Genomic DNA, 12589 nt, shown 5'->3' with positions numbered 1-12589 from the left:
GCCCTCCCCGTTGACCCGCCCCCTGCTTCCTCGCCATGTTCATCCTCGCCATCGAAACCGCCAGCGACGTCTGCGCGATCGCCCTGCTCGACGACGACGCGGTCGCCGTGCAGGCGTCCATCGCGGTGCCCCGCTCGCATGGGCGGCGGCTGGCGCCCCTGATTCAGGAGGCGCTGGCGCACGCCGGCCGGTCGGCGGCGGACCTCGACCTTGTCGGCGTCTCCATCGGCCCCGGCTCGTACACCGGCCTGCGGATTGGGCTGGGTGTGGCGAAGGGGCTGGCCGTCGCCAGCGGCGCCGAGATCGTCGGCGTGCCAACGCTCCGCGCCCTCGCGGACGGGTCGCATGGGCCGGTCGCGGCGGTCCTGCCGTCGCGCCGGGGCGAGGTGTACGCGGCCGTCTACGATGGGGGCGCCGAGGTCCGACCGCCGACGGCGCTCGCTGTCGCCGAGGCCGAGGGCTGGTTGCCCGCCGACCTGGCCGGGATCGGGGGGCCCGGCGCGGACCGGCTGGCGGGCGTCCGCCCAGCCGTGGCCCGGGTGGCGCTGGCGCCGTCCGCGGTCGCCGTCGGCCGGCTCGCGCGGCGCCTCCACGGAGCGCGCGGGGCCGACGATGTGGGCGCGCTCGTGCCCGCCTACCTCAAGCCCGTCGCGGCGTCACGGCCCCGGGGTATCTTCTCGTCCCCGAACCCGTGACGGCCCCCCGTCTCCCCTATGGCCTGGTTTAAGCGAGAGTCTGCCGGCATCAAGACCAACCGCAGCGAGCAGAACGAGACCCCTGAGGGGTACTGGCTCAAGTGCCCCGAGTGCGGCACGATCACGAGCCAGCGTGAGCTGGAGGACAACCTGCTGGTGTGCCCGGACTGCGGCCACCACTACCCGATGTCCGGGCTCGGCTACCTCGGCCTGATCTTCGACGACGGCGCCTACGAGCGCCACGACGCGACGCTCCACTCGGTCGACGCGCTCGAGTTTGTGGACCGCAAGCCGTACACCGACCGAATCGTGGCGGCCGACCGCAAGACGGGGCTCAACGACGGCGCCGTCAGCGGCACCGGCCGGGTCGGCGGCCACCCGACCTCCATCGCGGCCATGGACTTCACCTACATCGGCGGCTCGATGGGCTCCGTCGTCGGCGAGATCGTGGCCCGCGCCATCCGCCGGGCGGCCGACGAGGGGCGCGCGTGCGTCGTCATCAGCCAGTCGGGCGGGGCGCGGATGATGGAGGGCGCGCTGTCGCTGATGCAGATGGCCAAGACGAGCGCCAACCTCGCCGTGCTCGCCGAGCGCAAGCTCCCGTTCATCTCGCTCATGACGCACCCCACGACCGGCGGCGTGACGGCCTCGTTTGCCATGCTGGGCGACCTCAACCTCGCCGAGCCCAAGGCGCTCATCGGCTTCGCCGGCCCGCGCGTGATCCGCGAGACGATCGGCCGGGACCTCCCCAAGGGCTTCCAGCGCGCCGAGTTCTTGCTCGAGCACGGGTTCATCGACAAGATCGTCCCGCGCAAGACCTTGCGCGACACGCTGGCGCACGTGCTCGACCTTCTGATGGAGGCGGACGAGCCGGCCGACGCCCCGGCGCCCGCCGCGAGCGTCGCCGCCGACGCGGAGGGCTAGTCCGCCCGGCGCCCGCAGGCGCTCACGCAAAGCGCCGTGGAATCGACGGGCCGGGTACCTTCGGAGACCCGCTCCCGCCGACCGATGCGCCCGCTCTTCCTGTTCGTCGCCCTCGCCGCCGCCGCCTCGGCCCAGGTCGACGAGGGGATCCTGCCGATGGACGACCCGGTCCAGCGCTTTCTCCAGCGCCAGCAGACCGCGGGCACGCTCGACGGCGTCTTGCTCACGACGTTCCCGCTGTCCGCCTACGAGGCGCAGGCGATGCTCGACTCGCTGGCGGTCCGCGTCGACAGCGGGGGCGTCCGCCTATCGCCCGTGGACCGGGCGTCCCTCGACCGGTACCGAGGCTTGGCGCCGGCGCCCGGCGCCGAGTGGGGCCGCAACGTCGGAATCGGGCTCTACGACGACGGGGAGTCGCTGGTGTCGGCCGACGGCGACGGGTACGCCGTCCGCGGCCAGCCGCTGATGTACCTCACGCACGGGCCCACGCGCCGGACGGGGGGCGACGGCCGGGACCCGCGGTCCACGTCGTTTCGCTACTCGCGCGGCCTGCGCGTCGCCGGCCACGCCGGGCCCGTCTTTTTCGACACCCAGCTGATGGAGGTCCAGGAGGTCCCCGAGCGGGTCGAGTGGTCCACCTTCACCACGCCGCGGCAAGGGTTCACCAAGATCAACGACGCCCGGACGACCTACGACTACTGGGACGCCTCCGGCATCGTCGGCTTCCGCGCGAGCTTTTTCGAGGTCCGCGCGGGGCGGGGCCGAGCCAACTGGGGCTTCGGCGAGGGCTCCCTCGAGCGCTCCGACTACTCGGCCCCCCAGGACCACGTCGAGTTCCGGTCCCGCTTCTGGCGGGTCCGCTACACGAACCGGTTCGAGCGCCGCATCCGGCCCATCGAGCGGAGCGCGGCCGACCGCCAGCTCTACCCCCGCTCGTTCACGGCGCTCCACCAGCTCGCCTTCGACCTCCCGTACGGGCTCGAAGCGGAGCTCTTCGAAATGACCGTCTTCGCCGACGACACGACGGGCGGACAGCGGAGCGGGTTCGAGTTGGCGTACCTCAACCCGTTGGTGTTCTACCGCGCCGTCGAGGCCGACCTCGGCACGCTCGACAACGCCCTCCTGGGGGCGGGGCTGGCGTGGAACGCGGCGCCCGGCTACCGGACCTACGGCCAGCTCCTCCTCGACGAGCTCGCGTTCGGCCGGCTCTCCGACGACTGGTGGGGCAACAAGTGGGGGTTTCTGCTCGGCGCGCACGTGGTCGACCCCGGCTGGGGCGAGGCGCGGGTCCGCGGCCTGTCGCTCCGTGGCGAGTACACCCGCCAACGGCCATACCTCTACTCGCACCGCTCGGCCTCGACGGCCTACGTGCACTATGCCGACCCGCTCGGCCACCCGGCCGGGCCCAACTCGTCGGACCTCTCGCTGTGGGCCGAGTACCTCCCCACGCCCCGGCTCTCGTTCGGCGCCCACGGCTCGTACACGGTCCGCGGCCGGAACACGGAGACGGAGAACTTCGGCTCCGACGCTTCGCTGAGCTACGTGACCCGCGTGACCGACAACAACGCGACGACGCTGCAGGGCGTCCGCCAGCGGGAGACGATCGGGGAGGTCTGGGGCGGCTACGAGCTGTTGCCCGAGCTCATCCTGGGCCTCGGCGCGCGGTACCACGCCTTCGACGACGCCGAGACCGGCCTCGACCGGACCGCGACCGGGTTCGTCCAGCTACGCTGGGGCCTCCCCTACCAGACCTCGCGCTTTTAAAAGCACTCGTGGCCGGCGGTGAGCGCGCCGCGCCCTCCTCCAGCGTCGAGGAAGGCGCGGCTCGGCCAAACGTTACGGTCGGAGGCTAAGCGGGAATCGCAGCGACGGACGCGCCGTCGCCGGCCTCGGCGGGGAGCATGCCCTCGGCCGCCAGCTTGGCGCGGAGCTGGCCCTCGATCCACCGGTACGTCCGTGCGACGCCGTCCTCGAGCGGGATCGTGGGCTCCCAGCCGAGCACCTCGCGCAGCATCGTGTTGTCCGAGTTCCGCCCGCGCACGCCCATCGGGCCGTCGACGTGCTCGTGGACCACGTCGACGCCCGCCGCGCCCGCGGCGATGTCGCACAGCTCGTTGATGGTCACCATCCGGTCGCGGCCCAGGTTCAGCGGCTCGCGGTGGTCGGACATCATGAGCCGGTAGACGCCCTCGCAGCAGTCGTCGACGTGCATGAACGAGCGCGTCTGCTCGCCGTCGCCCCAGATCTCGACGGTCGGAGTGCCACCCGGGGCGCCTTCTTTGCCGCCCATGAGCTTGGCGTACGCCGTCTTTCGCATCATCGCGGCCGGCGCCTTCTCGCGCCCGCCCTCCCAGGTCCCCTTCTCGCCGTAGACGTTGTGGAAGCGCACCGTGCGCGTCTCCATTCCGTAGTCGCCCGCGTAGTAGTGGCAGAGCAGCTCGGTAAAGAGCTTTTCCCAGCCGTACGCGTCCTGGGGCGCCGCCGGGTACGCGTCGTCCTCCTTGAGCGGCGCCGCGTCGGCGGAGGTCTGGAGGTGCTCCGGGTAGACGCACGCCGACGACGTGTAGAAGTAGCGCGTCGCGCCCGCCTTGCGGGCGGCCTCCAGGGTGTGCGTGTTGATCAACACGTTGTTGTGGAGGATCAGGCTGTGGTTGGCCGAGATAAAGCCCATCCCGCCCATGTCGGCCGCGAGCGCGTAGACGTGGTCGATGCCCTGGCCGTCGGGCGCCGTGCGGAGCGCGTCGAGGCAGGCGTCCCAGCGGCGCAGGTCGAGCAGGTCGAACTCGTCGGCGCGCGTCGCCTCGAACTCGGGCGCCTTGATGTCGACACCGCGGACCCAGTAGCCCCGGTCCTTGAGGTAAGTCACCAGGTGATGGCCGATAAAGCCGCCGGCGCCAGTCACGAGGACGCGGGTCTGGGCGGGGTCGTGGTCGAGTGCGAGGTCGGTCATGGGTCAGGCGGGGACGGCGATGGGCGTCGGTGCGGGGAGGTCGTGGTCGAGGTGGTCGGCCAGGGTCTGGGCCCAGGCTTCGCAAAGGATGGGCCGATCGTAGTGCGCCTCGAATACAGTGCGCGCGTGCGCACCCGTGGCGTGACGTTGGCCGGGTTCGTCGGCGAGCGCCTGCAAGATGGAGACGAGCCGCTCCACCGCGTCCGGCGCGTGCGGATCGACGACCTCCCCGATGTCGTGGTCGCGAATGGTCTGGGCCGGCTCCGAGCGCTCCGGGCCCACCATCACGATCGGACGGCCCGCCGCCATCACGCCGTAGAGCTTGCCCGGGACGGCGATGCCCGCCATCGCCTCGCGCAGGGTCAGCAGGTGGACGTCGCCGGCGGAGAGCGACTGCGCCAGGTGCTCGCGCGGGAAGTACCCCCGGTACACGGCGTTCGAGATGCCGTGCTCGGCGATGTACGCCTCGACCTCGGCCTTGCGCGGGCCGCCGCCGACGAACAGGAAGAAAAAGCGGGGGTCGTCTCGAAGCCGGCACATGGCCTCGAGCACCTCGTCGAAACGGTGCGCCAGCCCGGCGTTCCCCGAGTACATCACCACGAAGCGGTCCGGATCTAGGCCCAGCTCGCGGCGGACGGCGTTGTCGGCGGGGTCGACCGGGAACACCTCCTCCCCGTCGCTCCACACCGCGATCGTCTGGAGTCGGTCCGCCTCGACGCCCTTGGCCTCGATCCGCTCCTTCATGCGGAAGCCGAGGTCGATCACGAGGTCCGCGGTCCGGTAGCCAGTTCGGTTGAACGCTTCGAGCCGTCTCGCAGGGAGCCCTCCGGCGGCCAGCATCCCGAGCCCGACTTCGGCGTCGGGGTGCAGGTCCATCGACCAGATCGCGTACGGCCGCTTGCGGAGCCGCCGCATCAGCGACGCGGCGTAGCTCAGCAGAGGCGGCGTCGTGAGGACGACGACCAAGTCGTACGCGGGGCCTGTGAGCAAGCGGCGCAGGACGCCGAGGTAGAAGCCGCCGTAGTCGGCGAGCCGGCCGAGGTGCGAGCCTCGCCCGAACGCCGTCGTCCGCAGGCGGCGGATGCGGACGCCGTTGTGGACCTCTTCGGCGGGCGCCTCCAACTCGCCGGCGAGGTACCTCGCGTGCGCGCACAGCACGTCGACGTCGAACCCGCGCGCAGCACAGTGCTCGGCGAGGTCCGTCAGGTGCTGTCCCGTCGACGCGATGTCGGGCCAGTAGTGCTGGTTGACGAAGAGCAGGCGGGGCATCAGCGACGGCGGCGGGCGAATACGAAGAGCTGGTTCTTGAGCGGACCCGGAAGGGCCCGGTGGACGAGCGCCCCGAGCCGGTACGCCAGCGGCGAGAACGCGAGGTAGCTCGGCTCCGACTCGTGGCGGACGACCTCGCCGTCGAACCCGTGGGCCTCGAGCTGGCGCAGCAACGAGCCCCGCCGGTTCATCTTGTAGACCGTGGGGAACACGTCGTGCTCGGCGCGCGCCGCCTGCGCCGTCCCGACCACGCGGGCGTGCAGCCGGTTGGGGACGGCCTGGGCCACGAGCGCGACGTAGCCGAGCTTGTTCGGCGTCCGCGCGCACAGCATCCCGCCGGGGCGGAGCACGCGGTGCGCTTCCGAGAGGTAGCCCTCCGGGTCGGCCACGTGCTCCAAGACGTAATCGGAGACGATCACGTCGACCGAACCGTCGCCGACGGGCCACCGGTCGAGCGCCTCGATGGGGCGGAACTCGTCGACCTTGGGGTTCCCCGCCGCCCGCTCGTCCACGTCGATCCCGATCACCGTCGCGACGTCGCCGCGCAGGTTCTGGAGCTGGCGGCGCGTCGGCGACGGGTCGTCCTCGCTCTTTCCCCGCCCGCAGCCGACGTCGAGAACGACGTGCGACGGGTCGAGCAGGGCCCGGACCCGGGTGTAGAATGCGACCGTGCCGTCGACGCGGGAGAAGCCGCCGAACCGGGCCTCGGGGTAGACGGACTCGAGAAGGACGGTGCGGTCCACAGGCTAGCGGTAGCCGAGGTCGGCGAGCAAAGGCTGAAGGTACGGGGCGCTCGCTAACGCCTTGCCGCCGGTGCGATGGGCGGCGGCGGCGTCGAAGTGCTGGCGCGCGTGCGCGAGCACGGGCTCTCCGGGGCCGAGTCCGAGAAAGGCCAGGACGCCCGGGAGCACGCCGTCGGGGTCGGCGACGAGGTCCTCGAAGCGGACCTCGTACCGCTGCGCTGCGGGGATCTGCGCGAGACCGGCACGGGCTGCGAGCACGCTCTCGCGCCACTGCACCGCGCACGCCACCTCGACCCCGTGTTCGGCCCGGACCTCACGGATCCCCGGGAACTGCGGGCCCCACAGAAACGCCTGCTCCGGCATCAGCTGGCGTCCGATGGAGTCGCGGATCCCGGCGCCGACGTAGAACGGGACGTCGCGGAGCGGGATCTCGAACGAGGTCAGCCGCCGGCGGATGGCCGTCGGGTCGGGCGGCGTCGTCCACTTTTTGACGGCCGACCGGGTCACGGCTCGCCCGTCGCGGACGACGTGGAGAAAGCGGGCGTCGGGCAGGACGGCGTGGACGAACGGGACGCGGAAGCAGTTGCTGGGCGTCTTCTCCATGAACCGAGGCACGCCGGCGCGCTTGGTGAACCGGGCGAACGCCCGCCGGATGTAGCGGCGCACGCGTGGCCTGGCCTCGTCGGCGCCGCGGCGGTCGTCGGGCGCGAGCGGGCGGCCGTAGCGCCAGACGTACTTGGGCTCGACCCAGTACGCGAGGTCGGGGTGCGCCGCGAGCGTGGTCGCGAGCATCGTCGTCCCGGAGCGGGCGGCGCCGAGCACGACGATGGGGCGGTCGAGGGTGTCGCTCATGCCTCTCCCCTCTCGCCGAGCAGTGCGGAGTGGAGGGCGGCCGACACCGCCGTGGCCGAGAACTGGCGCTCGAAGTCGGCGCGCGCCGCGCGCGCGACGACCGCCCAGGCGTCGGGGTCGACGAGCGCCTCGATGGCGCCGGCGACCGCGTCGGCCGTCGGTTCGACGAGGGCCCCGCCCTCGCCCACCATGTCGGGGATCGAGGCGTGCGCCGTGGCGACGACGGGCACGCCCGCGTTCAGCGCCTCGATGATCGACAGCGGCTGCGCCTCGTGCGGGTACGTCGTCGGGAGCACGAACGCGTCGGCCTCCGCCAGCACCGCCCGGATCGCGCGCCGGTCGGTGACCGGGCCGTGGACGCGGGCCGCCAGCCCGGCGCTCGCGAGACGGTGTTCGAACGCGTCTCGCTCTTCTGCGGCTGGCCACCCGCCGACAAAGTCGGCCTCGACCGCGAGCCCACCGGCAGCCAGCCGCTCCAGCGCGTCCGCGAGAACGGCGTAGCCTTTCGACGGCATCATGTTGCTGATGAACGCGACTCGAAACGACGACCGCTCGGTCCGCTGGCGAATCCGGGCTTCGACCTCCGCCTCGCTGAACAGGAGGTCCGGCGCCGGGGTGTTCGGGACGATCTGGGTTTTCCCCGCCGGCACGTGCGCGCGGGCGCGGCTCGCGAGGGCCGGGCTCAGAAAGCAGACCGCGTCGAGTTGGCGAACCAGCGACCGGGCAGACCCCGCCAGCGGGCCGTCGAACAGCTCGGCCCAGTTGCCGTTGTGGACGTGGCCGACGACGCGCTGGGCGTGGGCACGCCCGGCCCACAGCACGGCCCGGTCGCGCAGGTGACCGACGGCGCTGGCGGAGGGCGTCAGGTAGAGCACGTCGGCGGGGGCGTCGCGGAGCCGGCGGCGCAGGGCGCGCGCCACGCGGAGCACGTCGAGGGCGCGGCCGACGCGGAAGGCGCCCGAGGCGCGCGCGTGACGGGCTGGGTCGACGAGGTCGTGCCGCTCCACGTCCGCGCCCCCCTCTGCGAGTTCGGCAAAGCGGGCCGTGGCGACGGTCTGGCCCGTAAAGGGCGGCGGGAACGGGGCGGCGAACACGATGCGGGGGCGGCTCATCGGAGACGCGTCGCGAGCGGCGAGCCCCAGACCTCGCCCGGGCCCGTGTTCGTGTTGACGAGGAGCGCGTGGGCCCCGACGAGCGAGCCGTCGCCGACCCGGCACGCCCCGAAGATGCTGGCGCCCCGGGCGATCACGGCCCCGTCGCCGACGACGAGCGTGCCGACCGGCGGGGGCCCGGCGTTCTCGCCGATCATCACGTCCTGAAACAGCGTCACGTTCTCGCCGAGGATCGCGTTGTGGTGGAGGTAGATGTTGCTCCACCCGTGCGGCAGTTTCAGCCCGGGCCCAATAAAGACACCTGGGACGGGCACCTCGTGGATGAGCACGTACGTCATCGCCAGCGAGAACAGCTTGCCGAGCACGCGCCACAATCGCCCCTTGCCGTAGTGGACGGGGTACCACTTGAGCCGGAACGCGAGCACGCTCAGCCGTCGCTTCCACCCGCCCGGCGTGTTGGCCTCGCGGTCGCGGCGGAGGTACTCGCCCAGGCTCAGCGGCCACCGCTCGCGCAAGGCCGCGCGCAAGGCGTCGGCGTCCTCGATCCGCCGGCACAGGTCGACGAGGGGCTCGGCGTGGGCGACGGCGCGGGGGCTAATGTCGGAAGCCATAGCGGGCGGCGAGGGTCTCGAAATAGGCGCGGTCGGCGTCGGAGACCCACTCGGCGCCGCGCCCGACGCGGCCGGCCTTGGCGAACTCGAACCCCTCGTGGACCAGGCTCGGGTCGGGAAGCCCGGACGCGGCCTCCTGCTGTTTGACGCGGTCGAACCTGGACCGCTCGACGGCGGCGGCGACCTCGTCCGGCGCGGCGTCCAGCCCGAGGTTGCCCGCGAGCGCCTCGAACGCCGCCCCGTCGTCGGCCTTCAGCGTTTCGTAGTGGACCTCGACGATGTCGCGCGCGCGCCAGCTCCGGGTGTGCTCGAACCACGCCTCCAGCCCCACGCCCGGCTGGCGGATAAAGTCGGAGAACGCGCCTCGGAAGCGCGAATGCACCTTGCCCTGCTCGAACTGGTAGAACGACACCATCGTGTCGAGCGGGTCGCGGACGACGACGACGCGCGCGGCGGCGCGGGCGAACGGCCACCAGTACGCGTTGTGCGTTTTGACGAACCGGGGCAGGCCGCCGACGGCCGGGGCCGTCAGCAGGTTCGACTTGCCGAACTCGGGCAGGAGCGCGTCGAGGCGGGCGTAATCGAGAGGGCCCTCCAGGCCTTCGCGCGCGGCGGCGAGGTTGCCGAGCACGAACCGCACCCAGGTGCTCCCGGACTTCGGGAACGAGGCCACGACGACGTCGCTGGCGCGGAGCCCAGCGATGCTGGTCCCGTAGCGGAGGGCCTTCCGGGCGATCGTGATCGGGCTCATGTCCAGGTGTCGCGCCAGACCGCAAGATCGCGCCCGAGCAGCGCCTCGAGGCGGTCGACATCGGGGCCGAAGGTCTCGGCCAGCCGCCGCGCGGTCTCGGGCCGCATCGGCGGCAGCGCCGCTCCCCCCTCGCGCTCGAACAGCCGCTTGACGCCGGCGCGCTTGAGGGCGTTGACGAGCGGGTCCAGGTCGAGCCCGCGGAGCCAGATCCCGGCCCGGACCGCGGCCGTGTACAGCGGCCCGAAGCGGGGCTCGAACCGGGCGTTGCGCCGGTGGCGCCCCGCGCCGGTCGGAAACCGCCCCGGGTCGACGCCCAGGAAGGCCCCGAGCTGGCGTTGCGTGCCCGCGACGTCGGCCGTGGCCTCCTCGTAGATCAGCGCCAGCAGCGCGCCGCGGTCGATCCACGGCTGGAGGCGCGCGAGGTGGTGGCCGTACCGCCCCCAGTCGATCGCCTCCGGGCGCTCGTCGAGAAACGCCTCGAACGTGCCGGGGTAGCCCTCGACGCGGACCCGGAACGCCCAGTGCGAGCGCGCGCGCGTGATCGGGTCGCGCAGGAGCACGATGAGCTTGTCGATGGTCGGCGCGCTCTCGGCGATCCGCTCGCTCAGCGCGGGGTTGTAGAGGTAGTGCGTCGTGAACTCGCCGATGGCGGCGCACCCGTCGAGCCCCTCGAAAAAGGTCCGGTACCAGTCCGGCCCGCGGTCGTAGTGGCGGCGGAAAAAATGGACCTCCTTGCGCCGCGGCGACATTCCGATGTCGGGGTGGGCGTCGAGCATCTCGTACAGCCAGGTGGTCCCCGCCTTCGGGGCGCCGATGCCGACGAACGTGGGGAGCGGGCCTAGCGCGGCCATGCGTCCTCGAAGGTCTGGGCCGGGCGGTTCGCGGCGGGGAGCTGGCGGACGAGCCGGTCGAGCCCGGCGACGTGGGGCGCGAACCGGGCGTCGAGCGCGGCGCGGAGGTCGGCAGGAAGGTCAGGGGGCGGCGCAGGCCCGGCGACGCGGGCGGCGAGCTGGTTGAGGCGGTTCGTGGCGTACCGCACGAGCCGGGAGCGCGGGGCCAGCCGCTCGGCCGCCACCAGCAGGCGCGACCGCGCGTTCTGCTTGGGCCGCTCCGTCCGCGACGGCGGCTCAAACGCCTGGTCGACCTCCAAGAACCCGTAGATCCCCTCGAGCACGGAGGTCGGATTGGAGGCGACCCGGTCGAACCGGTCCACGTAGACGTGCGCTGCTCCGAGCGCTTCGACCCAACGCGCCAGTTGGACGTCGTAGTCGCCGGTCGTCAGCAGCCCCGTGTGGACGGTGTCGCGGCCCGCCGCCTCGTCGTCGAGCGCCCGGCGCAGCGCGTCGGCGGCGTCGCGCTCGTCGATGTCGCCCCGGCGGAGCAGCCAGCCGTGCGCCGAGAGCGCCCGATCGACCGGGTGCCGGACGAGCGCCACGGCCCGCGCGGACGGCGCGAGCGCCGCCACGTGCTGGGGCGCGCACGGGTCGACGAGGTACTCGACGGACACGTCGCCGACGACCTGCCCGGCCCCAGGCGTCCCGACCTGCTCGAAAAACCAGTCGGCGCCGCGGCGCCGGTACTCCGCGCTGCCGACGTACTCCCGCTCGCGCTTGACCGGTGGGAGGTGGATGCCGGGGTGATCGCGCAAACACAAGTACAGCCACGAGGTGGCCGACTTCTGGGCGCCGACTACGACGAAGTCGAGACGAGGGCGGGTGTCAGGCATCGGCCGGGGCGTAGCCGAGGCGCTCGGCGAGGTCGCCGGCGACGGCGTGGTAGTGCGCGAGCACGTCGGGCGTGAAGTGCGTCGTCCAGTCGCCGGCTCGCCCGCTGCGGAGGTGCGAGTTCGGGTCCGAGGCCCCCCGCTTGCGCCCCGACAAGCGCTCGAAGCTGTAGGCCTCGAGCAGGGCGGCCAGCGTGTCGGCGGGGATCTGGATGTCGAGGTGGTCGAACAAGCGACGGAAGGCGCCCTGCGAGTCGGGGCCGACGAAGTCCTCGTAGCGGACGAGCAGCACGTCGGGGTCGGCGGCGCCGCGGTCGGCCCAGGACGCGAGCGCGTCGAAGCGGCCCCGCTCGGCAAAGTAGTCGACGGCGTACTTCAGGCCGGCCTCGGGGTCGAGGGCCGCCAGCGCCGCGCGCGCCGTCGCCAACGGGGCCGTCGGGTCGGGCCCGACGACGTGGTTCTTGCGCGCGGAGAAGTACCACGACACGAGCAGGTCCCGGGGGTCCCGCATGACAAAGAACGCCCGCGTCTCCCCCTCCTTCGGGATCGCCGCGTACACGTCGTACGCGATGTAGAGCGGGCTCACCAGGGCGCGCTCGGGGAACGGGCCCCGGATCTCGCGCTCGGTCGCCCGGCGCCGGTCGCCCACGTCGCCGACGCGCCGGCTGCGGTAGTGGTAGTGCGAGTAGCCCGAGTACTCGAACGCGCGCGGGTCGAGCAGCACCGACTTGACCCACTGGCTGCCCGTCTTCTGCACGCAGCAGTGGAACACGTTCCGATAGCGCGCCTGGTGGCGCACGGGGAGGTAGAGCCGCCGCATCTCCGTCATTCGGGACCGCGCGGCCTGGATCAGCGGGAGCACCGACCACGGCACCCAGTGGCGGAAGCGGGGGTTCCGGCGGCGGAAGGCGGTGGCCGACCGGGCGAACCGAGCGACGGCGGTGGAGACGAGCGACATG

Annotated in this window: 13 protein-coding genes; 3 read left to right on the top strand and 10 right to left on the bottom strand. The window is 72.6% G+C overall.

Translation table 11 applies throughout. From position 1 onward, the window contains the following. The first annotated feature begins 35 nt into the window (after positions 1-35). The 3 genes from tsaB (at position 36) to ACLIRP_RS06175 (ending at position 3383) form a co-directional block, all read left to right on the top strand. Positions 36-695 carry a tRNA (adenosine(37)-N6)-threonylcarbamoyltransferase complex dimerization subunit type 1 TsaB gene (gene tsaB / locus ACLIRP_RS06185; RefSeq protein ID WP_412063090.1) on the top strand — a complete coding sequence of 220 codons (660 nt, stop codon included), beginning with the start codon at positions 36-38 and terminating at the stop codon, positions 693-695. An 18-nt stretch (positions 696-713) separates the two neighbouring features. Continuing rightward, positions 714-1619: an acetyl-CoA carboxylase, carboxyltransferase subunit beta gene (gene accD, locus ACLIRP_RS06180; RefSeq protein WP_412063089.1), complete on the top strand. Its 906-nt coding sequence runs from the start codon at positions 714-716 to the stop codon at positions 1617-1619. A gap of 84 nt (positions 1620-1703) precedes the next feature. Beyond that, positions 1704-3383, top strand: a complete 1680-nt coding sequence (locus tag ACLIRP_RS06175) for a hypothetical protein (protein WP_412063088.1) — start codon at positions 1704-1706, stop codon at positions 3381-3383. A gap of 85 nt (positions 3384-3468) precedes the next feature. On the opposite strand, the gene ACLIRP_RS06170 is transcribed toward ACLIRP_RS06175, so the two are convergent. Genes ACLIRP_RS06170 through ACLIRP_RS06125 form a run of 10 tightly spaced genes read right to left on the bottom strand, consistent with a single transcriptional unit; the run spans position 3469 to position 12588 of the window. After that, entirely contained in the window at positions 3469-4569 is a 1101-nt protein-coding gene (locus ACLIRP_RS06170) for an NAD-dependent epimerase/dehydratase family protein (RefSeq protein ID WP_412063087.1), read from the bottom strand. A 3-nt stretch (positions 4570-4572) separates the two neighbouring features. Continuing rightward, positions 4573-5838, bottom strand: a complete 1266-nt coding sequence (locus ACLIRP_RS06165) for a glycosyltransferase family 4 protein (protein WP_412063086.1) — start codon at positions 5836-5838, stop codon at positions 4573-4575. Then, positions 5838-6581 (bottom strand): class I SAM-dependent methyltransferase, encoded by a 744-nt coding sequence (locus tag ACLIRP_RS06160; RefSeq protein WP_412063085.1) that lies wholly within the window; start codon positions 6579-6581, stop codon positions 5838-5840. The genes ACLIRP_RS06165 and ACLIRP_RS06160 overlap by 1 nt, the downstream gene beginning before the upstream one ends. A gap of 3 nt (positions 6582-6584) precedes the next feature. Next, on the bottom strand, positions 6585-7433 hold the full coding sequence (locus ACLIRP_RS06155; RefSeq protein WP_412063084.1) for a sulfotransferase family protein: 849 nt from the start codon (positions 7431-7433) through the stop codon (positions 6585-6587). Then, on the bottom strand, positions 7430-8545 hold the full coding sequence (locus tag ACLIRP_RS06150) for a glycosyltransferase family 4 protein (RefSeq protein ID WP_412063083.1): 1116 nt from the start codon (positions 8543-8545) through the stop codon (positions 7430-7432). Before ACLIRP_RS06150 ends, ACLIRP_RS06155 begins: the two co-directional genes overlap by 4 nt. Next, a complete protein-coding gene (locus ACLIRP_RS06145) occupies positions 8542-9156 on the bottom strand; it encodes a hypothetical protein (protein ID WP_412063082.1) in 615 nt (204 codons plus the stop codon). Before ACLIRP_RS06145 ends, ACLIRP_RS06150 begins: the two co-directional genes overlap by 4 nt. Then, positions 9140-9907 carry a sulfotransferase domain-containing protein gene (locus tag ACLIRP_RS06140; RefSeq protein WP_412063081.1) on the bottom strand — a complete coding sequence of 256 codons (768 nt, stop codon included), beginning with the start codon at positions 9905-9907 and terminating at the stop codon, positions 9140-9142. The genes ACLIRP_RS06145 and ACLIRP_RS06140 overlap by 17 nt, the downstream gene beginning before the upstream one ends. Next, a complete protein-coding gene (locus ACLIRP_RS06135) occupies positions 9904-10758 on the bottom strand; it encodes a sulfotransferase domain-containing protein (RefSeq protein ID WP_412063080.1) in 855 nt (284 codons plus the stop codon). The genes ACLIRP_RS06140 and ACLIRP_RS06135 overlap by 4 nt, the downstream gene beginning before the upstream one ends. After that, positions 10746-11633 (bottom strand): sulfotransferase domain-containing protein, encoded by an 888-nt coding sequence (locus tag ACLIRP_RS06130; RefSeq protein ID WP_412063079.1) that lies wholly within the window; start codon positions 11631-11633, stop codon positions 10746-10748. Before ACLIRP_RS06130 ends, ACLIRP_RS06135 begins: the two co-directional genes overlap by 13 nt. Continuing rightward, positions 11626-12588, bottom strand: coding sequence for a sulfotransferase domain-containing protein (locus ACLIRP_RS06125; protein WP_412063078.1), 963 nt, complete (start codon positions 12586-12588; stop codon positions 11626-11628). The genes ACLIRP_RS06130 and ACLIRP_RS06125 overlap by 8 nt, the downstream gene beginning before the upstream one ends. Between the last annotated feature and the right edge of the window lies 1 nt (position 12589).

This window comes from Rubrivirga halophila (assembly GCF_046845755.1).
GTDB lineage: Bacteria > Bacteroidota > Rhodothermia > Rhodothermales > Rubricoccaceae > Rubrivirga.
Note: the sequence above shows the minus strand (reverse complement) of the source record. Positions and strands in the feature narration are given on the sequence as shown.